20 protein-coding genes are annotated in these 21,554 nt (G+C 60.4%); 4 read left to right on the forward strand and 16 right to left on the reverse strand.

The features are described from left to right. Positions 1–55 precede the first annotated feature (55 nt). The 3 genes from EL18_RS09050 to EL18_RS09060 form a co-directional block, all read right to left on the reverse strand. Positions 56–1,231 (reverse strand): cell wall hydrolase, encoded by a 1,176-nt coding sequence (locus tag EL18_RS09050; protein WP_051913934.1) that lies wholly within the window; start codon positions 1,229–1,231, stop codon positions 56–58. A gap of 173 nt (positions 1,232–1,404) precedes the next feature. Beyond that, positions 1,405–2,838 carry a ribosome biogenesis GTPase Der gene (gene der / locus EL18_RS09055; RefSeq protein WP_036482075.1) on the reverse strand — a complete coding sequence of 478 codons (1,434 nt, stop codon included), beginning with the start codon at positions 2,836–2,838 and terminating at the stop codon, positions 1,405–1,407. Between the two features lies 1 nt (position 2,839). After that, on the reverse strand, positions 2,840–3,508 hold the full coding sequence (locus tag EL18_RS09060; protein WP_036482078.1) for a tetratricopeptide repeat protein: 669 nt from the start codon (positions 3,506–3,508) through the stop codon (positions 2,840–2,842). Positions 3,509–3,751: 243 nt separating this feature from the next. Here EL18_RS09060 and EL18_RS09065 point away from each other — a divergent pair, with 243 nt between their 5' ends. Next, positions 3,752–4,744, forward strand: a complete 993-nt coding sequence (locus EL18_RS09065; protein WP_051913936.1) for a polysaccharide deacetylase family protein — start codon at positions 3,752–3,754, stop codon at positions 4,742–4,744. Between the two features lie 14 nt (positions 4,745–4,758). On the opposite strand, the gene sbmA is transcribed toward EL18_RS09065, so the two are convergent. Together sbmA and EL18_RS09075 are read right to left on the reverse strand one after the other, a co-directional pair. After that, positions 4,759–6,030, reverse strand: coding sequence for a peptide antibiotic transporter SbmA (gene sbmA / locus EL18_RS09070; RefSeq protein ID WP_051913938.1), 1,272 nt, complete (start codon positions 6,028–6,030; stop codon positions 4,759–4,761). Positions 6,031–6,201: 171 nt separating this feature from the next. After that, positions 6,202–7,782 carry a BCCT family transporter gene (locus EL18_RS09075; protein ID WP_036482081.1) on the reverse strand — a complete coding sequence of 527 codons (1,581 nt, stop codon included), beginning with the start codon at positions 7,780–7,782 and terminating at the stop codon, positions 6,202–6,204. 420 nt (positions 7,783–8,202) lie between these two features. Here EL18_RS09075 and EL18_RS09080 point away from each other — a divergent pair, with 420 nt between their 5' ends. Next, positions 8,203–8,469, forward strand: coding sequence for a YMGG-like glycine zipper-containing protein (locus EL18_RS09080; RefSeq protein ID WP_036482084.1), 267 nt, complete (start codon positions 8,203–8,205; stop codon positions 8,467–8,469). Between the two features lie 86 nt (positions 8,470–8,555). Here the strand turns inward: EL18_RS09080 and EL18_RS09085 are convergent, their stop codons facing one another. The 4 genes from EL18_RS09085 to EL18_RS09100 form a co-directional block, all read right to left on the reverse strand. Further along, positions 8,556–10,088: a UxaA family hydrolase gene (locus EL18_RS09085; RefSeq protein ID WP_036482086.1), complete on the reverse strand. Its 1,533-nt coding sequence runs from the start codon at positions 10,086–10,088 to the stop codon at positions 8,556–8,558. Positions 10,089–10,133: 45 nt separating this feature from the next. Beyond that, on the reverse strand, positions 10,134–11,414 hold the full coding sequence (locus tag EL18_RS09090) for a TRAP transporter large permease (protein ID WP_036482089.1): 1,281 nt from the start codon (positions 11,412–11,414) through the stop codon (positions 10,134–10,136). 10 nt (positions 11,415–11,424) lie between these two features. Beyond that, a complete protein-coding gene (locus EL18_RS09095; protein ID WP_244444539.1) occupies positions 11,425–11,973 on the reverse strand; it encodes a TRAP transporter small permease in 549 nt (182 codons plus the stop codon). A 65-nt stretch (positions 11,974–12,038) separates the two neighbouring features. Further along, positions 12,039–13,019 (reverse strand): sialic acid TRAP transporter substrate-binding protein SiaP, encoded by a 981-nt coding sequence (locus tag EL18_RS09100; protein WP_036482091.1) that lies wholly within the window; start codon positions 13,017–13,019, stop codon positions 12,039–12,041. A 253-nt stretch (positions 13,020–13,272) separates the two neighbouring features. Between EL18_RS09100 and EL18_RS09105 the strand changes: the two genes are divergently transcribed. Beyond that, entirely contained in the window at positions 13,273–13,956 is a 684-nt protein-coding gene (locus EL18_RS09105; protein ID WP_051913942.1) for a GntR family transcriptional regulator, read from the forward strand. 74 nt (positions 13,957–14,030) lie between these two features. Further along, positions 14,031–14,402, forward strand: coding sequence for a hypothetical protein (locus EL18_RS09110; RefSeq protein ID WP_036482094.1), 372 nt, complete (start codon positions 14,031–14,033; stop codon positions 14,400–14,402). A gap of 9 nt (positions 14,403–14,411) precedes the next feature. On the opposite strand, the gene EL18_RS09115 is transcribed toward EL18_RS09110, so the two are convergent. The 7 genes from EL18_RS09115 to EL18_RS09145 form a co-directional block, all read right to left on the reverse strand. Then, entirely contained in the window at positions 14,412–15,557 is a 1,146-nt protein-coding gene (locus tag EL18_RS09115; RefSeq protein WP_036482096.1) for a PQQ-dependent sugar dehydrogenase, read from the reverse strand. A 156-nt stretch (positions 15,558–15,713) separates the two neighbouring features. Next, positions 15,714–16,493, reverse strand: coding sequence for a crotonase/enoyl-CoA hydratase family protein (locus EL18_RS09120; RefSeq protein ID WP_036482099.1), 780 nt, complete (start codon positions 16,491–16,493; stop codon positions 15,714–15,716). Positions 16,494–16,721: 228 nt separating this feature from the next. Then, positions 16,722–18,284: a glutamine-hydrolyzing GMP synthase gene (gene guaA / locus EL18_RS09125; protein ID WP_036482101.1), complete on the reverse strand. Its 1,563-nt coding sequence runs from the start codon at positions 18,282–18,284 to the stop codon at positions 16,722–16,724. 40 nt (positions 18,285–18,324) lie between these two features. After that, positions 18,325–18,981, reverse strand: coding sequence for a 5'-methylthioadenosine/S-adenosylhomocysteine nucleosidase (locus tag EL18_RS09130; protein WP_036482102.1), 657 nt, complete (start codon positions 18,979–18,981; stop codon positions 18,325–18,327). Positions 18,982–18,985: 4 nt separating this feature from the next. Further along, positions 18,986–19,444 carry a PaaI family thioesterase gene (locus EL18_RS09135; RefSeq protein ID WP_036482105.1) on the reverse strand — a complete coding sequence of 153 codons (459 nt, stop codon included), beginning with the start codon at positions 19,442–19,444 and terminating at the stop codon, positions 18,986–18,988. Between the two features lie 68 nt (positions 19,445–19,512). Continuing rightward, positions 19,513–19,977, reverse strand: coding sequence for a TspO/MBR family protein (locus tag EL18_RS09140; protein WP_036482106.1), 465 nt, complete (start codon positions 19,975–19,977; stop codon positions 19,513–19,515). 151 nt (positions 19,978–20,128) lie between these two features. Beyond that, positions 20,129–21,409 carry an RsmB/NOP family class I SAM-dependent RNA methyltransferase gene (locus EL18_RS09145; protein WP_036482108.1) on the reverse strand — a complete coding sequence of 427 codons (1,281 nt, stop codon included), beginning with the start codon at positions 21,407–21,409 and terminating at the stop codon, positions 20,129–20,131. Between the last annotated feature and the right edge of the window lie 145 nt (positions 21,410–21,554).

A 21,554-nucleotide genomic window follows, 5' to 3' on the forward strand; every position in this document is an offset into this window, starting at 1 on the left:
GCCGAGAAAGGACTTCAAGGCGCATGAAGAGGGGCAGGAATCGCCCCTTTTGTGCTCAGTTCCAGCCACCATTATGGGTGCGATAGAAGATATGGCGCCCGATCTGCTTCATGCGCTGCATGGCATGGGCCCAGCGCGGGTTCACATAGTTGGCGTGATAGTGCGTGGAAGACCCGACCTCCTCGAGCCAGATGCGACCAGCTGTCACAGCCTCTGCCACTTCTTCGGCCACCTTGTAGTGGGCGGGGCTTGCCACGCGATCCTTGATGCCGTCGCAAGCGAAGGAGAACTGGCAGCGGTTGCGCCAGTGGTCGTTCTGATAGACCACGCCGCAAATTGAATCGGGATAGGTCGGGTTGCGCACGCGATTGAGGATCACCTGGGCGACTGCGGCCTGCCCCTTCACCGGTTCGCCACGCGCCTCGAAATAGATACCGGCAGCAAGGCATTGCTGTTCGCGCGAAGAGAAGACGTCTTCGGGCAGCGGACGGCGCATCCAGGAGAAATCCTTGTCCGCATTCGGTGGAATGAAGCGGCCGGCCTGCTTCTCCTCACGCAGAATGCTGGCAAAGGGTGAAGCCTTCGAATAATCGGGCCTGGCCGGTGCATAGGCAGCGGCAAGTACATCCACTTCGTCATTGTTGATGAGAGCGGCAACCTGCGGGGTCAGATCCGGGATCTCCGGCTCCTTCTTCTTCATGTAGAAGGCAGTCGCGATCTCGATTTCCTTGCCGTGAAATTCCGGCTTCACGAATGCCATGCGCTCTTCGCGTGAGGAAACAGGTTCGAGCAGGGATCCTGTCTGCTCAAGAATGGAGCCTGCATTGAAGAAGCGCGGGGGCTGCACCGGAGCCACGCGCACAAGGCGACCCTGCTTGCCGGTGCGCACGACGCGCTCCTCATCCGGCGTCTCGGGTGGGAGTGCCTTTGCGGTCTTGAAGGCAATCTTGCCGATGCCCGGAGCATCGACACCGGCTCCGGATATCGCTCCGGTCGAAAGGCTTTCATCCACGAAGGGCATTTCGGCCTTGTGGACGGAACCTGCAACGGCAGTTTCCACGACAGCCGACCAGCGCGGACCTGCCCGCTCCTGGCCGCCAATCATGCTTGCCATGTCCTGATAGGCCGCGACTGTTGGAAAACCTGCCCAGATGCCAAGGCCCAAAAGGAGGGGCGCGAGGCGGGACTTCTGCGGACGCGCGAACTCAGGCGCAACTGACACACTACTCACTGGACCCCGAACCTCTCTGCAACGCAACTTGCAACCACGGCAGAAAGATAATTGGTTAACCTTGATCAGCTGTTAACGCGGGCAGATTTGTTCGTTCCAGAATAGAACAAAACCGGGTGCAGCCTCCCGCACCCGGTCAATGATTTCTTAACTTCAGGAGTTGTTCCCGCCCCTCAGCGCTTCTTCTTTGCCTTGTGCGCATAGGGGTTGTCGGATGTGCGCAGGGCCATGCGGATGGGCACGCCAGTGATGTTGAATGTCTCGCGCAGACCATTGGTCAGGTAACGCACATAGGACTGGGGCATGGCTTCGGGGCGCGAACATGAGACGACAAAGCCCGGCGGGCGCGTCTTTATCTGGGTGATGAATTTCACCTTCAGACGGCGCCCCGCAACTGCGGGGGGCGGGTGCTGTGCGGTCGCACGCTCCAGCCAGCGATTGAGCGGACCCGTCGGGATGCGGCGGTTCCAGGTCTCATGGGTACGGAAGGCGGCATCGAAGAGCTTGTCGATGCCCCTGCCCGTTTCCGCGGAAATCGGAATGGCCTGCAGGCCCTTCACCTGCGGCAGAAGCCGTGCGGTCTTCTCGTGAAGCTCGGTCAGCGTCTCCTGACGATCCTCGATGAGGTCCCACTTGTTGAAGGCAATGATCGGTGCCCTGCCCTCGCGCATGATGAGATCGGCGATCTGCAGATCCTGCTTTTCGAAAGGCATTGTGGCATCAAAAACCACGATCACCACTTCCGCGAAACGGATGGCGCGCAGGGTGTCTGCAACGGAAAGCTTTTCGAGCTTTTGCTGCACCTTTGCCTTGCGGCGCATGCCTGCCGTGTCGAACAGCTTGATATCGCGGCCCTTGAATGACCAGTCGACAGAGATGGAGTCACGCGTGATACCGGCTTCAGGCCCGGTCAGCAGGCGATCCTCGCCGATGATCTGGTTGATCAGCGTGGATTTGCCTGCATTGGGACGTCCCACGACAGCAATGCGCACCGGCTTGGTGATGTCGTAGCCCGGGTCTTCCTCATCGGGATCGATATCGTCGCCGACCATGGCGTTCGCATCAACGACCGCTGCAGGGGCTTCGACCGCCTCTTCCTCCAAGGCGCCGGCTTCTTCCATGGCAGCGTGGATTGCGTCGCGCAGTTCGACCATGCCGCGGCCATGCTCGGCGGACAGACCCACAGGTTCGCCAAGCCCAAGATTCCAGGCCTCCAGCACTCCAGCCTCGGCGCTGTTGATGTCGGTCTTGTTGACCGCAAGCACCACAGGCTTGCCGCTGCGGCGCACGACATCCGCGAAGGCGCGGTCATCGGGCATGAGGCCTGCACGACCATCCATCATGAAGACGATGAGATCAGCCTCGGAAATGGCGGCCTCGGTCTGCGCACGCATGCGGCCTTCCAGCGTGTCGGCAGCGGCAACCTCGAAGCCGGCCGTGTCGACCACGTCGAAACGCAGGTCCTGGAGACGACCGGGGTGAACGCGCCGATCACGTGTAACGCCCGGCGTGTCGTCAACAATGGCGATGCGGCGTCCGACGAGCCGATTGAAAAGCGTCGACTTGCCGACATTCGGCCGTCCGACAATGGCGACCTTGAATGCCATCTTATCCGTTCGCCTTGCCAGAGGCGGTAATCAGTTCGAGCATGACTTCCGCGCGTTGGCGTACACCTGCCGGTGCCGCGGCATCGTTGGTGATCTGCTCGAAGAGGGTGACGGCTTCGTCGGTGCGGTCTTCCTTCATGGCAGCAAGACCGAGCGCCTCGCGCGCCAGATGGCGCATGGGATGTGCGTCACCGGTCAGCGTCTCCACTCGGGCTGCAACATCGGCGGCACTGCCATTGTCGACCAGCAGAAGGCCGGCGCGCAGGCGGGCTACGTCGCGGATTTCCTGCGGGGCAGAGCTGTCGGAAGCCACGGCATCGAACTCTTCCACGGCAGCATCGGCTTCGCCGCCCGTCGCCAGCAGGGTGGCCTGGCGCAGGCGGGCGAGAAGCGGATAGGCACCGAAACCTTCCTCTTCCAGCTGCTTCAGCGCATCAAGGGCTTCCTGACGGTTGCCGTCCTCGATCTGCTGGAGGGCAGCGGCAAAACGGTCGCCGGATTCATTGGCGCGGTTGGATGACCAGTAGTCATAACCGACATAGGCCGCCGTCCCCACGATCACGAGCGCTGCCACGGCTACGGCGAGCATGCCGTAGCGGGTCCAGAGCGCTTTCATCTGATCCGAGCGAAGCTCTTCATTGACTTCGCGAATGAAACTGTCGTCCGACATCCTGCCTCAACTGTTCAACAATGCTTGCCGGTAACTGCTGCCCGGACGTTATCTTGCCGGCGCTTTTTACTGGAAATTGCGTCTTTTGGAAGAGCGCCAGTACCAAAACGGCGCACGAAAGTTACCGCCTAGCACAGATATGGGGACGGGATAAAGCACGTGCACTTCCCCGCGCGGCGACAAGAGGCCGCCACATTCGACTTTTAGGCGGGTTCCCCCACCTCGCTTCAAGGGATCTTCCTGATGCTTCAATCTCCGGCTCGCACATTCCGTACGATTCTGGCTCTTCTGGCCGGTACCGCCCCGCTTTCAGCGCAGGAAGCGCAGCTGGAACCGGGCGAGCCGCAATATGTGATTATCTCCTTCGACGGCGCTTCCCATATCGAGCAGTGGGAGCGAAGCCGGGCCCTGGCACGTGAGACGGGCGCGAGTTTCACCTATTTCCTTTCCTGCGTCTTTGTCCTGAATGCGGAAGATCGCTCGCGTTACCAGCCTCCGGAGATGGCGGCGGGACGGTCCAATGTGGGATTTGCGCAGAGCAAAGCGGAAGTCGCGGCCCGCCTCGATCAGATCTGGAATGCGCGGGCGGAAGGACACGAGATCGCCAGCCATGGCTGTGGCCATTTTGATGGCGGAGGCTGGGGCGTTCAGGCCTGGCTTCAGGAGTTCGATCAATTCGAGACCTTGATGCGCGAAGCCTGGACAAGCAACGGCCTTGAAGGCGAGCCTGCGGGATGGGCAAGCTTCGTCAAAGACGAGATCCGCGGTTTTCGCGCTCCCTATCTTTCGACGGGCCCAGGCCTCTTCACGGCTCTGGCGAAGAGTGGCTTCGATTATGACGCAAGCACCGTCTCCAACGGCCCGCAGATGCCGGGTAGCCGAAACGGCGTCGTCACGTTCCAGCTTCCAATGATTCCTGAAGGGCCAAAGCAGAAGCCGGTGATTGCGATGGACTACAATCTTTATGTCCGGCACTCGGGCGGCGAGGAGCAGCCGGAAAATGCCTCGGCCTACGCAGAGCGCGCCTATTCAGCATTCAAGGCGGCCTTTGATGCACAGCAGTCCGGTGACCGGATACCGCTGCAGATCGGCTACCACTTCACCTTGATGAATGGCGGGGCCTATTGGGATGCGCTCGAGCGCTTTGCACGTGACGTGTGCGTACGAGAAGATGTTCGGTGTCTCAGCTACACCGATTATCTGAAAGTGGCGCCAGCCGAAGCGCTCGACGGCTGACGCCAGCTGCCTGCCTATCCTTCCTGACGAACCGGCTGGCCGTCCGGCCTGCGGCTGTGGAAGTCGCGGTCGATTTCGGGCATCGGCTCGCCGGAGATGATCGCCTCGAAGGTCTTCAGGCGCTTGTAGATGGACAGAAGCTCCACGATCGTCGTCCAGGAATTGACGAGATACTGGAAGGATGAGCGCACCTGCTCGAACACGTTCAGGATCTGCGTCATCACGCCGAGCGTCAGACGCCCGGCGGCAATGGACGGGGCAAGCACGAAGAGGCCGAAAATGTTGTCGGCCTGCAGGTAGAAGATGCGCGCCACGTTGAAATACATGTAGTGGAAATAGAGCCGGAAATAGTTCCGGCGCACATCGTCGAACAACTCGCGGACGGTTTGGGGCTGGGCCCGTTCGGGATTGTCCTCGCCATAAACGAGTTCCTTGCGGTAGGCGGCTTCCACACGCTGGTTCTTGAATTCCAGACCCGGCAGCTTGATGCCGACAAGCGCGAGGAACGCGGTGCCGAAGAGCGACCAGACGATTGCCGCGATGACCAGCGCGTAAGGCACCTCGCCGATGATCGGCAATTCGCTGACATTTTCCGACAGTGTCACGAGCACCGGCAGGAAGGCGATCAGCGTCATAAGCGCGCGTACCAGATTCACACCCAGGCTTTCCATGATGGTGGAGAAGCGCATCGTGTCTTCCTGCACACGCTGTGCGGCACCTTCGATATGCCTCAGCGTGGGCCAGTAGTGCATGTAATATTCGTTCATCGCCGTGCGCCAGCGAAAGATCCAGTGGCTGATGAAGAACAGGCTGAGCACGCCGACCGTCACACCGACAAAGGCGATGCCTGCGAAGGAGACCATGCCGGCATAGAGTTCTCCCACGGTCACGGGCGCAGTGCCGGCGAGCGCCTGCTGGATCAGGTCATAGAACGGCCCGTACCAGGCATTCACCGCCACGCTGACCTGCACCGAGAAATAGGTGGTGAAGATGATGAGCGCGGAACCCAGGACCGACCAGAGCTGCCAGCGATGGGGCCTGACCACGAACCAGAAGGCTGCAAAAAGCAGCACGGCAACGGTGTAGTAGACATAGAACCAGAGAAATGGCGGTGTCACGAAAACGCCAACGCCGATGACCGGCTCCGCACCCGGCGCTTCAACCGGCAGCCCCAGATAGCCACCATAGTCCATCCCTCCCGCATACCAGCCGAAAATCGCCAGCAGGCTCCAGATGACGGCGGAGGGGAAGAAGAAACGGGGCGAAGGAAAGAAGGATCTGAACATCGGGTTCTTGTCGCTCGTGACCTGTTGATGCAGCACTCCCCTTCGGGTCGCATATTCCAGCGTTCACAACAACTGAACATTTCGAAAGGTTAGGCACCTGCCCGCGCAAAAAGATTGGGCCCCGCCGTTGCCGGCAGGGCCCATCTTCATCAGCTCAGCTTTGCCTGGCTTCTAGCGTTCCTCGGTGATCAGCGCCTTCCAGGCCGCGTAGACCATGAGGACGAGCAGGATCGCGAAGGGGAAGCCGGTTGCGATTGCGCCGGCCTGCAGGGCTGCCAGCCCACCGCCGAGCAGCAGGACGATGGCAACGAGACCTTCAAAGATGGCCCAGAAGACACGCTGCGCGACCGGAGCGTCAATCTTGCCACCTGCGGTGATCGTGTCGATGACCAGCGAACCGGAATCCGACGAGGTCACGAAGAAGACGATCACGAGCACGATGCCGATCAGCGAGGTGATCGATGCAAGCGGCAACTCGGCCAGCATGGCGAAGAGCGAAAGCTCCGGCACATAATCGACGACCGTCTGCTGCACGCCTTCATAGCCCTGGCCCAGGAACTGCTCCATGGCAGTGCCGCCAAAGGTGGACATCCAGAGGATCGAGACCAGTGTCGGGATGATCAGCACGCAGGTGATGAATTCACGCACGGTGCGGCCCTTGGAAACGCGGGCAATGAACATGCCGACAAATGGCGACCAGGAAATCCACCAGGCCCAGTAGAAGGTGGTCCAGCCATGCATGAAGTCTTCGTCTTCACGGCCGATCCAGTTCGACAGTTCGGGGAGATGAAGGACGTATTCGACCGTGTTGTTGAAGAAGCCGGAGAGGATCGCGACCGTCGGGCCAAGCACGATGACGAAGAGGAGAAGCAGCACGGCGAGCACCATGTTGATCTCCGACAGGCGCTTCACGCCTGCATCCAGTCCCGCAACAACGGAAATGAGTGCCACGCCGGTGATGCCCAGAATGAGAAGCACCTTCATCGTGTCGGTGTTTGGAACACCATAGAGCTCATTGAGGCCTGCAAGCGCCTGTGAAGCGCCGAAGCCGAGCGATGTGGCCAGACCGAACAGCGTGGCGAAAACCGCCATGATGTCGATGACATGACCGATCCAGCCGCGAACGCGCTCGCCGAAGATCGGGTAGAATGCGGAGCGAACCGAAAGCGGAAGACCCTTGTTGTAGGCTGCCAGGGACAGGGATAGTGCGACCAGCGCATAGATCGCCCAGGGGTGCAGACCCCAATGGAAGATCGTCGCAGCCATGCCCATTTCCCGAGCCTCGGCAACCGCGCCTTCCACGACAGCGCCGTCCACCACAGGCGGCGCGACGCCGAGCGGCGGGTTGTTGAAGTGGTACATCGGCTCGAGTACGCCGAAGAACATGAGGCCAATGCCCATGCCCGCGGCGAAAAGCATCGCGAACCAGCCGGCATAGGAGAATTCCGCGACCGCATCCTTGCCGCCCAGGCGCACCTTGCCGAGCGGCGAAACCGCAACAACCAAGCAGAAGATGACGAACAGATTGGCCGAGGCCATGAAGACCCAGTCGAAGGTCGAGGTAAGCCAGACGCGCAGATCGCCAAGTGCCGGACCGGCAGCTTCGCGGAAGATCAGCGTCAGGATCACGAATGCGACGATCAGGATCGCCGAAATGGGAAAGACCGGATTATGAACGTCGAGACCCAGGATGCGGACATTGTCCTGCCCCGGCTCAAGTCCATGATCCTCCTGTACGGATTCACTAGACATCAAGTACTCCATCTATTTTTCATCCGGCAGGCAGTTGTCGCGGAATTGCGACATGCCGGTCGTAGGATGTTTGCCGTCAAGACGCGGCTGAAACCCCGCTGGGGGCGTCATCCTGCAAGTTGAGGGCCTTTCCTGTCGCAAAAGCGACAGCAGTTAAACCCCTGAATTAGCGCGTGATGACGCTTTTTGAACATTTTTAGGGAAAATTTCTGCCATTATTGCCGTTCAAGCATCTTCCGTGGCGGTGCGTCCGCCACTTTCCTTGGGAGGGGCATCTCTGCTGCAATACTGCGGAAATCGGTAGGTAGCGCCAGCACGGGTGGACGGATGTGAGCTCCGAAGGCTAGTCTGGAGCGGCATCTGGAACTTTTAGACCCGTGGCGAATTGTCCCGCTTGCAACGCCTTGTTTGGAGAGACACATGAAAAAGTTACTGCTTCTGGTACCCTTTGCCCTGGCTCTTGGAGCGTGCACGCCGACCCAGCAGGGTGCTGCCATCGGTGGCGCGAGCGGTGCCGCCATCGGTTCACTCGTTGCTGGCGACAAGGTTGAAGGCGCCATTGTCGGCGGTGCCGTCGGCACGATTGCCGGTGCCCTGATCGGCCGTAGCCAGGAAGGTTCCAACCAGTGTATCTATCGCGACGAATATGGTCGCCGTTACACGGCCGCTTGCCCGAGCGGATACTGAGGGTCAGCCAGTTCCAAGCTGGTTACAAGAAAAAGCCGGAGCGTCACCGCCCCGGCTTTTTTCATGTCTCGGTGCTGCGGAACTCGCTACATCGTCGCGCCAATCTGCCATGGCACGAATTCCGCGTCGCCGTAGCCGAGCTTTTCCGAGCAGGTGCGCTTGCCCGACGCGACCGCCAGAACTTCCTCGAAGATCTGCCGCCCCTTCTCCTCCAGACTGACGCCGTCGAGGATGTCGCCGCAATTGATGTCCATGTCACCGCTCATGCGTTCATACATGGCACTGTTGGTCGCAAGCTTGATGGAAGGTGACGGCTTGTTGCCGTAGGCAGAGCCGCGTCCTGTCGTGAAGCACACGACATTGCATCCGCCTGCCACCTGGCCGGTGATCGAAACCGGGTCATAGCCGGGCGTGTCCATGAAGACGAAACCTTTCTCCTTCACCTGTTCGGCATATTCATAGACGGCGTTGAGCGGCGTGGATCCGCCTTTGGCCGCCGCACCAAGAGACTTTTCAAGAATGGTGGTCAGACCACCCAGCTTGTTGCCCGGCGACGGGTTGTTGTTCATCTCGTTGCGGTTGCGCGCGGTGTAGTCCTCCCACCAGCGGATGCGCTCGATCAGCTTCTCGCCCACTTCTGGCGTGACGGCGCGGCGCGTCAGAAGATGCTCCGCACCATAGATTTCCGGCGTCTCGGCGAGAACCGCAGTGCCGCCATTGCGAACGAGCATATCGGCGGCGAGGCCCAGTGCGGGATTGGCGGTGATGCCCGAATACCCGTCAGAGCCGCCGCATTGCAGGGCCAGCGTGATATGGGATGCGGGCACTTCCTCGCGCTTGAGCGCGCCGACTGCAGGCAGCATCTGGCGTATATATTCCAGCCCCTGCTCGATGGTCTTGGCGGTACCGCCAGTGTCCTGGATAGTCATGGTGCGGAAAAGGTCGTTTTCCTCGATACCATAGGTCTCCTTCATGCGGCCGATCTGGAAGACCTCGCAGCCAAGACCGACGAGGAGCACGCCCCCGAGATTGGGATGGCCGGCATAGCCCCACTGCGTGCGCCGCAGCATGTCGAAACCCTCGCCCTGGTCTGCCAGGCCGCAGCCTGTTCCATGGGTGAAGGCCACGACGCCGTCGATACCCGGATAGTCGTCCAGCATGCCCGAATTGTTGGCCGCCTGCGCAATGAAGCGGGCGACGGAAGCCGAGCAATTCACGCTGGTGAGGATGCCGATATAGTTGCGCGTGCCGACCTTGCCGTTGGCACGGCGATACCCCATGAAGGTCGCCTGTTCTTCTTCGGGCAGGATATTGATCGGTCGCACATCCTCGCTGAAGCGGTAGTCGCGCTCGAACTCACCCATGGCCAGATTGTGTTCGTGTACCCATTCGCCAGGCGCTATGGGACCTTTCGCAAAGCCGATGATCTGACCGAACTTGCGCACCGCTTCGCCGTCGGCGATTGGCTGCACCGCGAATTTGTGGCCGAAGGGAATGCGTGCATTCGTGCTGACGCCCTCGGCGATCACCGTGCCCGCGTCGAGCTTGCGGCTGGCCACTGCAACATTGTCTTCCTGCGAGAGGCGCAGGAAGGGCGGGCGGTCTGTGTGGTTGGTCATTCTTAATTCTCCGGCGGGGGAGTTCTCCTCCCCCGCCATGGTTGGTCAACGATAGATAAGGGTGGGCAGCCACATGGTGACGGCCGGGATGAAGGTCACCGCCAGCAAGACGAGGAACAGCGGCACCAGGAATGGCAGGGTGGCCGACATGCAGCGCTCGAACGGTACTTTCGAGACGCGGGAGAGCACGTAGAGCACCATACCCACAGGCGGTGTGAGCAAGCCGATCATCAGATTGAGCACGAGGATCACACCGAAATGCACCGGATCGACCCCCATCTGCATCGCGATCGGCAAGAGCACCGGCACCAGAATGGTAATTGCCGCCACCGTTTCCATGAAGCAACCGACGACCAGAAGGATCAGGTTGATAAGCAGGAGCACGATGATCGGGTTTTCCGAAACCGTCAGGATCAGCGATGCGAAATGCTCCGGCACGCGGTTCGATGTCAGGATCCAGGCGAAGATCGAGGCAGCTGCCACGATGAAGAGCACCACTGCGGTCGTCTCGATCGTATCCATGGAAACCCGCAGGAAACGTTTCCAGGGCAGTGAACGGTAGACGAAAAGGCCCAGAAACATCGCCCATGCACAGGCGGCGATTGCAGCTTCGGTCGGTGTGAATGCACCTGTCAGAATACCGCCCACGATGATGATCGGCGTGAGAAGCGACAGGAAGGCGCGCTTGAAGGTGTAGTAGAGAATGCTGATGCGGAATGCCTGATCACGCGGATAATTACGCTTGCGGGCATACCACGCCACCATCACCATGAGCGAGACTGCCATCAGCAGGCCCGGCACGAGGCCGGCAGCGAATAGCTGACCGATGGAAGCACCTGCAACCACGCCATAGATCACCATTGGCAGCGAGGGCGGAATGATGGGCCCGATGGTCGAGGAAGCGGCCGTTATGCCCACGGCGAAGCCAGGTTCGTATTTGGCGTCGCGCATGGCCTTGATCTCGATGGCACCGAGACCGCCTGCATCGGCAACGGCAGCACCCGACATGCCCGCAAAGATCACCGACGCGCCGATATTCACATGGCCCAGACCGCCACGCATCCAGCCGACAAGGGCCTTGGCAAAGTCGAAGATGCGCTCGGTAATGCCGGCCGTGTTCATGAGATTGCCGGCGAGAATGAAGAAGGGAACCGCCAGAAGCGGGAAGGAATCGACGCCGTTGACCATGCGGTGGATCACCACGACGTCGGGAATGCGTCCATCCAGAAAGATGAAGACGGCGGAAGATGCCGCGAGCGAGATGCCGACGGGTACGCCAAGCACGATCATCGCGAACAGCAGGACAAAAAGCAGGGTAAGCAGCATGGGATTGTCTCTATAGGTTCGCGGTGGAAACGGCGTAGTTTTCAGGATCTATCAGCCTGCTCGTGCCGGTACGCATGTGCCGCCACATGACCCGCGTCTGATAGAGCGCCATCGCGAGAAAGCAGAAGGCGACAATCCAGTAGACAACGGATTTCGGCACGTCGATGGACACCATCTTCTGCTGGGTCTTGCCGGCCATTTCCGTGCAAAGCCAGGCCGTCACGGCGTAAAAGACAAGCGAGACAGCATCAACCGATAGCTGCAGCCCCTGCCGCACGCGTCTTGGAAAATAACGATAGGCAAGTTCGACCGCGATGTGGCTTTCTTTGCGCACGGCCATGACCGCACCGAAGAAGGTGACGCCGATAAGCAGGAAGCGCGCGATCTCCTCGGTCCAGCCGAGGGAATTGTTCAGCACATAGCGGGTAAAGAACTGGAGGAAGACCACCAAGGCCAGGCTCCAGAACAAGATGAAGACCACGCCGTCGTCATACTGGATGTCCGACAGGTCTTCCTCGGGCAGAACTTCCTCGCCCGGCGCAGCAGAATTGTTGTCCATTGAAGTCATTCCGTTGGGTTGCCGCGTGCCGGGAGACCGGCACGCGGCTGTTGTGGAGCTAAGGCCTATTCGATCGCCTGAAGGCGGTCATAGGTCTCCTGATCCCAGGTTGCGTCCTCACCCATGTGAAGCTTCATCGTGGCTTCGCGGAATGGCGTGCGATCGACTTCGTTCACCGTCACACCCTCGTCGCGGAACCACTGGACGAGTTCCTTTTCCGCCTTGATGATCTCGTTGGTGGCGCATTCGGCCGTGTTGTCCAGCACACCTTCCAGTGCCTGCTGGTCGGCCTCATCCATGGCACCCCAGGCCGGTCCGCCAACGATCGTCAGAAGCGCATCCGTGATGTGGCCGGTCAGGTTGATGTTCGACTGAACTTCGTAGAACTTCTTGGCCTGAATGGTCGGCAGCGGGTTCTCCTGTGCGTCCACGGTGCCCTGCTGGAGAGCCAGATAGACTTCTGCAAAGGCGATCGGGGTCGGGTTGGCGCCCACGGCCTTCGGGAACATCATGTAAAGCGGTGCATTGGGCACGCGGATCTTCAGGCCATTCATGTCTTCCGGACCGTTGAGCGGCTTGTTCGAAGTCGCATGACGCTCGCCGTAATAGGTCAGCGAGGTGATGTGATTGCCGGTTGCCTCTTCATAGCCCGCTGAAAGTTCGGCAAAGAGGTCCGAATTGCGGAACTTGTCCCAGTGATCGTAGTCGCGGAACATGTAGGGCGCGCCGCCGATGGCGATCGGGCCATAGGCGCGGCCGGCGAAGAGCTGGCCGGTATAGATGATGTCGACGGTGCCGAGACCGAGACCTTCATTGATGTCGACTTCCTTGCCGAGCGAAGATGCAGGGAAGACTTCGATGGAATAGCGACCGTCGGTGGCTTCCTTCAGCTTGTCGGACGCGGCAACAGCGCAGGTGTGATAGGGCTCGCTCGATTCATAGACATGCGCCCATTTCAGGACCGTTTCGGCCTGTGCAGGCACTGCCAGAAGCGAGGCGCTTGCAAGCGCAGCCGCACCGAATGCGTAAAGCAGGGATGATTTCACGTGTACTTCCTCCCGATGTGATCAAGGCATGCGCGGCTGCCAGCCACACCTTACCTTTCCCGATTAGCCGCGCCTGTCCGGTCCGCCTCTGGCAGGACATTCGCGGCAGTTCTTAGCAAGATTTCCACCCCCACCCTCAAATCACGACCTCCTCGTGATGTGAGGCAAGAAAGGGGGCTTCCCCTTGCGGAACAAACCGTACTAACATGTTAGCATGAGATCAAGCGGCAAATCACCGATTTCGGGCACTGCAATGACAACACCACTCAAGCGCGGAGGCGCTACCGAACGCGTTGCCGAGGAGTTGCGTCAGGCAATCGTCACCCTGGAACTGCGCCCCGGCCAGGTTCTGGACAAGGCGGAGCTGACAGCGCGGTTCGGTGTTTCCCGCTTTCCCGTGGCGGAAGCTCTCAACCGGCTGAAGCTGGAAGGCCTTGTGGATATACGACCGCAGTCCGGCTCCAGCGTGGCGCTGGTGCGGTTGAAGGATGTTCAGGAAAATCTCTTCATGCGCCGGGCACTCGAAGCCGAGATCGCGGAAGCGGTAGCAGAACGCGCGGACAATCAGCTGCTTGCAGAACTCAAGCGCAACATGCGGTACCAGAAAGCTGCAGTGGAAGCGGAGGATCGCGTCGGCTTTCATGAGTTGGATGTGGCTTTTCACGAGCTGATGGTCAGCATGCTTGACTATCCCCGGCTGCGCCAATCCATTGAAAGCCTGCGGCTGTCGCTCGACCGGGTGCGCCGGCTGCTCTCATCGCCGCGCCGCCATGCACTGACCTATAACGAACATGTCGAGATACTGCGCGCCCTCGAGGCCCATGACGGCGTTGCAGCACGCGCGGCCATGACGGCGCATATCGACGCGGTGCTTGAGGAACTGCAGCGGTTCCACCAGGAAAACCCGAATGTTTTTTCGGACCTTCAGGACCACTAGGTCACAGCGACGGGAAAGGGGAACTGAGGCATGACCCGCGCCGTTTCCTCCTGAAAGTTCAGGAGTGAAGCACCATGAGTGACATACTGTTCGATATTCACAAAGGCATGCGGGTGGAAGATGCGCATGGCCACGAGATCGGGACCGTCGAATGGGTCCATCTGTCGGACGAAACACCCAGCACCCCCACAGCAGACGCCGGGGGCACCGAACCGCTGTCAAATGAACGCAAGTCCAGTTTTGTCGATCTCATTCTCGACGCGTTCCGCACTGATGAAATCCCGCAGGTTCTGCATGACCGCATGTTGCGGGAGGGCTTCATCCGTCTTGATGCGGACGGCATGTTCGCGGCCGATCGCTATGTGCTGGCCGAGCAGGTTGCGTCCGTGTCAGGCGATTGCGTGAAGCTGAATGTGGAGCGGGACGCGCTCATCAAGGAACGCTGACCCGTACCGTCAACGGCCCTGGCTCGGCGTAAGGCGGATGACTGCACCGCCCTGCCCATCGGTGAGTGCGAAGAGCGTGCCACCGGCATCGAACAGGACGTCGCGAATGCGCGCCCCCATCTCGATGCGCTCCTCGCCCCTGATCATGCTGCCCTGCAGATCAAGGCGCGTGATGGCCTGCGACGACAATCCGGCGAGCAGCAGGTCTCCCTCCCATGCCTCCAGTGGACCGCCGGGTACGAACGCGATCCCGGAAGGGGAAATGACCGGGTTCCAGCTATATGCCGCCTGTTTCAGTTCGGGCTTGCTGGAGGGATCTGGGATGGACCGCCCGGAATAGTGCCTGCCTGTGCTGACCAGCGGCCAGCCATAATTGGCTCCAGCCTCAGGAATATTAACCTCATCACCTCCACGAGGGCCGAACTCGGAGATCCACAAGGCACCAGAGGCAGGATGGATTGCCGCTCCCTGTATGTTGCGGTGACCATAGGACCAGACTTCCGGAGCACCTTCGTTGCCGCCGGCAAAGGGGTTGTCTCCGGGCACGGAGCCGTCGTCATTCAGGCGCACCACCGTGCCCAGATGATTGGCGGGGTTTTGCGCCTCGTCCATGTGGTTGAAACGATCAGCAAGTGTAACGAACAGCTTCCCGTCAGGCGAAAAGGCGAGCCGCGAGCCGAAATGATTGCCACCCGATACCGCGGGCTCCTGCTGAAAGATGACCTCGAAATTCTCAAGCCTGTTGCCGTCATCGCTCAGTCGTCCACGCCCGGCGGCTGTTGCAGCACCTCCCTCGCGCGGCTGGGCAAATGTGAGATAGACGAGACGGTTGTCGGAGAATTGGGGATGCAGTTCCACATCAAGCAAACCGCCCTGCCCCCGCGCAAAGACTTCCGGCGTCCCCTCCACCAGCGTGGCATCACCGGTGGAAGGGTCGATGCGCTGCAGCGTACCGGTGCGCTCGGTCACCAGCATCGCGCCATCGGGCAGGAAGGTCGCACCCCATGGTGACGACAGACCCTCAGCCACTGTCTCCACGACCAGCGTGTAGTCTTCGGCCTCAACCTGTTGAGGAAGCGCCTGCGCCATGAGTGGCGAAACCAAAGCTGCAAGGGCAGAAGTCGTGAAAGTCCAGTGCAAGATGGTGGGACGCATAAGCGGCTCCTCTGGCCATGTGGAATATGGGCTGACACGGGCATCCGAGCCCCTGCCTCACCCAGCATAACCCATGCTGGGTGGCACATGTTCCCAATATGTCAGCCTTGGAAAGGCTTGCAGCCAGCCTTTGCACCGATCGGACTTGCCGAGGCGCTATTTGGGCTCCAGGCGCCTGGCCTTTCGCTTGAGGAAATTGTCGAGACCTTCAGCCACTTCAGGACCGCTTTGCACGATGCCTGCCATCAGGCTCTCCGCGAAAAGCCCGTCGGTGGTCGACATGTCGTTGATCCTGCCGATGGCTGTGACAATCGCGTAATTGGACAGCGGTGCATGCCTGGCGGCGCTCTGCGCAATCTCCATTGCGCGCTCGAAGCTCTTGCCCTCGTCCGAGATCTCGTGGCACAGGCCAAGCTCATATCCGCGCTTCGCGTCGAGGGTTCTGGCGGCCAGCATCATGTCGACCATCCGGTCGGGACCGATGATGCGGCCCACACGCACCGTTGCTCCGCCACCCGTGAAGATCGCTCTTTGTCCTTCCGGCAGTGCGAAGAAAGCGTTCGGTTCGGCCACGCGGGAATGGCAGGCAGCAGCCAGTTCGAGACCGCCACCGACAACCGCGCCCTGCATGGCTGCGATCACGGGCGTTCCACCATATTGGATCTGGTCGAATGCCCAATGCCACTTCTGGCACATGCGCATGAATTGCGCAGGCGTGCGGCGCAGGCGGGCATGTTCATCGAGATCGAGGCCCGCGCAAAAGTGATCGCCAGAGCCACGCAGAACGATGGTCTTTGCTTCTTCCGGCGGGTCGGCAAAGAAACGGCCGATCTCCACCACCATCTCCTCGCTGATGGCATTGCGCCGTTCGGGACGGGAGAGCGTGACCACCGCCACCGGGCCGTCCATCTCCACTTCCAGATATTTCAATTCCATGACGCTCTCCCCTCTCCACCGCCAGCCGGACGAAACTTCCGCTGGCGATGATTCTCATACTGGCGACACGTTAGCCGCTCGGCATGGGGAAGGAAGCCGGAACCGACCGAAATGGGGCAGACGACGGATGAAGCCCGTTTTGCATGGATGCGCGAGCGCTGCGGCCCCGGAACAGCAGATGCCACGATATGAGGTCTCAGACAGCCACAATGGCAGCTGCCTTGCCCCTTATTCCCACTCGATGGTGCCGGGAGGCTTGGACGTCACGTCATAGACGACGCGGTTGATGCCCTTTACCTCGTTGATAATGCGGGTCGCCGCACGGCCGAGAAACTCCATATCGTAGTGATAGAAATCCGCGGTCATGCCATCGACCGAAGTCACCGCGCGCAGGGCGCAGACGAATTCGTATGTTCTGCCATCACCCATGACGCCGACCGTCTGAACGGGCAGCAGCACCGCGAAGGCCTGCCAGATCGCGTCGTAGAGGCCGGCCTTGCGTATCTCGTCGAGATAGATCGCATCGGCGGCACGCAGAATGTCGAGCTTCTCGCGCGTCACGCCGCCCGGGCAGCGGATGGCAAGGCCCGGTCCAGGGAACGGATGGCGTCCGACAAAGCTGTCGGGAAGGCCGAGTTCCTTGCCGAGAATGCGAACCTCGTCCTTGAAGAGCTCACGCAGCGGCTCGACAAGCTTCATGTTCATGCGCTCGGGCAGACCGCCCACATTGTGGTGCGACTTGATCGTGACCGATGGTCCGCCAGTGAAGGAAACGCTTTCGATGACGTCGGGATATAGCGTGCCCTGAACAAGAAAATCCGCGCCGCCAAGTTTCCTGGCTTCTTCCTCGAAGACTTCGATGAACAGGCGACCAATCGTCTTGCGCTTCTTTTCGGGATCCGCCTCGCCTTCAAGCTGACCGATGAACTTGTCGGATGCGTCTACCAGGATGAGCGGCAGATTGTAGTGCTCGCGGAACATCTGGACGACTTCCGCAGCCTCGTTCTTCCGCATCAGTCCATGATCGACAAGGATGCAGGTGAGCTGATCGCCAACGGCCTCATGGGTCAGAAGTGCTGCAACGGAAGAATCAACGCCACCGGAAAGCGCACAGATGACCTTGCCGTCGCCAACCTGATCGCGGATTGCCTGTACGGCCTGTTCGCGATAGGCGGCCATGGTCCAGTCGCCCTTCAGGCCCGCAATCTTGTGCACGAAGTTGGCGAGCAGCTTGCCGCCGTCCGGCGTATGGACCACTTCCGGATGGAACTGGACAGCGTAATATTTACGCTCCTCGTCGGCGATGGCCGCAAATGGTGCGCCTGACGATGTTGCCACGACCTTGAAGCCCGGCGGGAGCGCTGCGACACGGTCGCCGTGGCTCATCCAGACCTGGTGGCGGGTACCAGCCGCCCAGACGCCGTCGAACAGCGCGCAATCTTCCTGCACATCGAGGAAGGCGCGGCCATATTCGCGGTGATCGCTGCTTTCAACCTTGCCGCCAAGCTGGGCGCACATGGTCTGTTCGCCATAGCAGATGCCAAGGACGGGAAGGCCGGAGTCGAAAATGGCCTGCGGGGCGCGGGGGCTGCCGATATCGACCGTGGAGGCCGGGCTGCCCGACAGGATGACCGCCTTCGGCTTGAGCCGATGGAAGGCATCTTCCGCGTTCTGGAAAGGTGCGATTTCGGAATAGACCCCGGCTTCGCGCACACGGCGCGCGATCAGCTGCGTGACCTGGCTGCCGAAGTCGATGATGAGAACTGTGTCTGGATGGCTGAGCGTCGTCATGGCGAGGCTTTAGAAACTTATGGCCGAAAGCGCAACGGGCTTAGGCTTCATAATCGCGTTCTTCACGAAGTTTGTGCGTTTCGAGATAGGATGACAGTGTATCCACGCATCCTGCAAGCTTGCCATCGATGATGTCGAGATACTCGGTCCAGTCACTTACGTGCTGCAATTCCGCCGCCCCATCGGAGATACCGCGCAGGGCAACAAGTGGAACATCGAACTGCTGGCAGGCACGCAGAACCGCGTAGGTCTCCATATCCACCATCTGCGCATCGATAGTGTCATATGCACTCCCGCTCACGATATTCGCACCGGTGGAAAGCGTGGCGGTGGGAATCGCGGGAAGCTGCAGAGGCAAGGCAAGCGCCGCCGGAAGGTCGAGGAAGGGCGTGATACCCTTCGGGAAGCCCAAGGGTGAAGCATCCATGTCACGATAGGAAACGGTGGAGGCCTGATAGATCCCGGTCTGTTCAAGTTCGCGGCTTCCTGCAGAGCCCAGCGACACGACAAGATGGGGCAAGCGCCCCGCGATCTTCGATGTCACCAAGGCGGCTCCAACGGAGACACCTGCTTCTACCGGTCCCACGCCGGTCATGAGCGGCGTGAAGCGAGATCGCAGTTGCGGGCCGTATTCGGCCTCCGCGGCCATGACGAAGAGCACATCATGACCGGCAAGCGATGTGAGCGGCACATGCATCGGCCTAGCCCTCGATCCCCTGACGTCCGACAATGGTCATCATGGTGCCGGTCATGGTGGCGATCAGGCGCGCATTGTCCTCGGCATCATAAGCGTATGCCTGCCCGTCGGCGACGATGATTGTTCGCCCCGGTTTCGTGACACTGCCGCGGAAAAGGAAACGCTCCCCACGCCCCGGCGCGAGGAGATTGACCTTGAACTCGATCGTCAGGACGCCCGCATCCGCAGGCATCAGCGAATAGGCCGCATAGCCGCAGGCGGAATCCAGGGCCATGGAGATGGCGCCCGCGTGCAGAAAGCCATGCTGCTGCGTGAAATCCGCATTGTGCGGCATCTCGATCTCGACGGTGCCGGGCGTGACCCTCGTGAGTTCCGCGCCCAGCGTTTTCATGGCTTTCTGACGCTCGAAGCTTGCTCGAACCCGTGCCTCGAAATCCGCATCTGCCATCGGTTGACCCGACATTCATTCCCCTCCGGTTTGGAAGGTTTTATTGCAGATGCCACTTCCGCTGGCAACGCGGCACCGGCTGCTCAGGCAAAGGGATTAAGCGCCCATATGCCCGTGTTCAGGGCCAGGGCATAGGCCACCCAAAGCGCGTAGGGAATGAACAGCAGCGAAGCCGGGCGCGCCGTCGTCCAGGTGCGGGAAGCAAAGGTCACGACCGAGGCGAGCAGCGCGAGGATCACGATCAGGGCCGCACCTACCAGGTGTCCGGCGAAAAAGAGGGGTGACCACAGGAAGTTCAAGAGCAGCTGGAACATCCACAAACGAAAGGCATAGGCGTCGGGCTGCTCTATCTTCACATACCACCCTGCCACGGCGATCATGACATAAAGGGTCGTCCAAACCGGTGCGAAGATCCAGTTCGGCGGTGTGAAGGGTGGCTTGTCCAGTGAGCTGTACCATTCACCTGGACGCGTTGCGTAGCCGATAGCCAAACCGGCGAGCAGAACTGCCAGTACAAATAGAATGAGTGCGGCCCAACGTCCCTTCATATGCGCCTACTCCAAAGTTTCACATTCATGCGCCAGATCGGCAGCCGACCCGCGCGCCCTGTTGCCGTGCCCTACATGATTGTCGGTTGTAGCCTTACACACGAATTACAGATCGCCTGCCTCGAACTCCGCGCCATCAAACCTGTTCCGTTCAATCACGTTTAAATGAGGTGAGGTGGAAGCCATCGGTACCGGTGGAGGCCGGCGTCAGCATCACCCCGCCAGCGTCGAGATATGCAGGCACAGGTGCAGAAAAACACTGGGCCCAGAGTGCGGTATGATCCTGCCGTGAAAATGCCTCGTTGCGCTTCAGAAAAGCGTCTGCCTGATCCTGATTTTCCTCTCGGAAAACCGAACAGGTGATGTAGACGAGCCGACCGCCCGGACGCACGAAGGACGCGGCATTGTCCAGTATTTCCGCCTGCTCTGCCATGCGCGCCTCAAGCTGCTGCCGGGTCAGACGCCATTTGGCATCCGGGCGGCGCCTCCAGGTGCCAGAACCGGTGCAAGGCGCATCGACGAGTACGAGATCCATCTGCCCGATTTGACGTTCCAGCCCGTCCAGGCGCGAGACGACCTGCACATTGCGGCTTCCTGCGCGCTTCAACCTGTCAAAGATGGGTGCAAGGCGCTGCTTGTCCGCGTCAAAGGCGAAAACCTGTCCCTTGTTCTCCATCCGTGCGGAAAGGGCCAATGTCTTGCCGCCAGCGCCCGCGCAGAAATCCAGGACTTGCTGACCGGCATCCGCCCCTGCCAGTTCCGCGACAATCTGCGAACCCTCATCCTGCACCTCGAACCATCCCTTGCGGTAGGCAGGTTCTGCCTGAACATTGGGATGGCGCCCATTGCCCGAAATGGGAGGAACGCGCACGCCGTGAGGAGCGATGGGGGAAGAGGCAGCGTGTGTGTGGGCAAGTGCCTTCAGCACCTTTTCTCTTGTCGCCTTGAGGGTGTTGACCCGCATGTCCAGTGGCGGACGGGCAGAAAGTGCCTCGCCCTCTTCGGCCCAGTTCTCGCCGAAACTCGCAATGAGGCTTTCCTCGCACCAAAGCGGGAAATTGGCGCGTTCGGCCTGCGGCATGGGCTGCGCAAGACGTTGGGTGACGGTCGCCGTCTCCCCGCTGTCCAGCGGAGCGGGAGCGAAGTTGTCGCCCTCCAGCTCAGCCGCCAGCGCGTCGGGTATTGTCGATGTTTCCAGGAAATAGGCGCCGAGCACCAGGGTGCGCGGTGTTTCCGTGTCGAACAGCCAGGCTGCCGAGCGACGGCGGCGCAAGGCATCATAGACGAGATTGCCGATTGCCGCACGGTCGCCTGAGCCGGCGAAACGATGCGACAAACCCCAGTCGCGCATCGCATCTGCTGCGGGGCGATGACGTGTTTCGATATCCTGGATGATTTCAATGGCTGCGGACAGCCTGCCGCCTAGGCGCATGATAAGCCCTTGTCTCGGTTAACCCGTCTTGGCGCTTTGCCTAGACTCCATGACCGGCCAACGCAAGGGGCAGGCCACCCAGGCCGCGAAAGACAAAAAGGGCGCGGATTGCTCCGCGCCCTTTGATCCCAGCGGCCTGAGCGCC

Source organism: Nitratireductor basaltis (assembly GCF_000733725.1).
Taxonomy (GTDB): domain Bacteria; phylum Pseudomonadota; class Alphaproteobacteria; order Rhizobiales; family Rhizobiaceae; genus Chelativorans; species Chelativorans basaltis.

What these genes read in the sequence shown, in the direction of transcription:
- der (WP_036482075.1), bottom strand. Translation starts at nt 2,838, where the DNA reads ATGGCATTCAAGGTCGCCATTGTCGGACGGCCGAATGTCGGCAAGTCG.
- EL18_RS09060 (WP_036482078.1), bottom strand. Translation starts at nt 3,508, where the DNA reads ATGTCGGACGACAGTTTCATTCGCGAAGTCAATGAAGAGCTTCGCTCG.
- EL18_RS09065 (WP_051913936.1), top strand. Translation starts at nt 3,752, where the DNA reads ATGCTTCAATCTCCGGCTCGCACATTCCGTACGATTCTGGCTCTTCTG.
- sbmA (WP_051913938.1), bottom strand. Translation starts at nt 6,030, where the DNA reads ATGTTCAGATCCTTCTTTCCTTCGCCCCGTTTCTTCTTCCCCTCCGCC.
- EL18_RS09075 (WP_036482081.1), bottom strand. Translation starts at nt 7,782, where the DNA reads ATGTCTAGTGAATCCGTACAGGAGGATCATGGACTTGAGCCGGGGCAG.
- EL18_RS09080 (WP_036482084.1), top strand. Translation starts at nt 8,203, where the DNA reads ATGAAAAAGTTACTGCTTCTGGTACCCTTTGCCCTGGCTCTTGGAGCG.
- EL18_RS09085 (WP_036482086.1), bottom strand. Translation starts at nt 10,088, where the DNA reads ATGACCAACCACACAGACCGCCCGCCCTTCCTGCGCCTCTCGCAGGAA.
- EL18_RS09090 (WP_036482089.1), bottom strand. Translation starts at nt 11,414, where the DNA reads ATGCTGCTTACCCTGCTTTTTGTCCTGCTGTTCGCGATGATCGTGCTT.
- EL18_RS09095 (WP_244444539.1), bottom strand. Translation starts at nt 11,973, where the DNA reads ATGGACAACAATTCTGCTGCGCCGGGCGAGGAAGTTCTGCCCGAGGAA.
- EL18_RS09105 (WP_051913942.1), top strand. Translation starts at nt 13,273, where the DNA reads ATGACAACACCACTCAAGCGCGGAGGCGCTACCGAACGCGTTGCCGAG.
- EL18_RS09110 (WP_036482094.1), top strand. Translation starts at nt 14,031, where the DNA reads ATGAGTGACATACTGTTCGATATTCACAAAGGCATGCGGGTGGAAGAT.
- EL18_RS09115 (WP_036482096.1), bottom strand. Translation starts at nt 15,557, where the DNA reads ATGCGTCCCACCATCTTGCACTGGACTTTCACGACTTCTGCCCTTGCA.
- EL18_RS09120 (WP_036482099.1), bottom strand. Translation starts at nt 16,493, where the DNA reads ATGGAATTGAAATATCTGGAAGTGGAGATGGACGGCCCGGTGGCGGTG.
- guaA (WP_036482101.1), bottom strand. Translation starts at nt 18,284, where the DNA reads ATGACGACGCTCAGCCATCCAGACACAGTTCTCATCATCGACTTCGGC.
- EL18_RS09130 (WP_036482102.1), bottom strand. Translation starts at nt 18,981, where the DNA reads ATGCATGTGCCGCTCACATCGCTTGCCGGTCATGATGTGCTCTTCGTC.
- EL18_RS09135 (WP_036482105.1), bottom strand. Translation starts at nt 19,444, where the DNA reads ATGTCGGGTCAACCGATGGCAGATGCGGATTTCGAGGCACGGGTTCGA.
- EL18_RS09140 (WP_036482106.1), bottom strand. Translation starts at nt 19,977, where the DNA reads ATGAAGGGACGTTGGGCCGCACTCATTCTATTTGTACTGGCAGTTCTG.
- EL18_RS09145 (WP_036482108.1), bottom strand. Translation starts at nt 21,409, where the DNA reads ATGCGCCTAGGCGGCAGGCTGTCCGCAGCCATTGAAATCATCCAGGAT.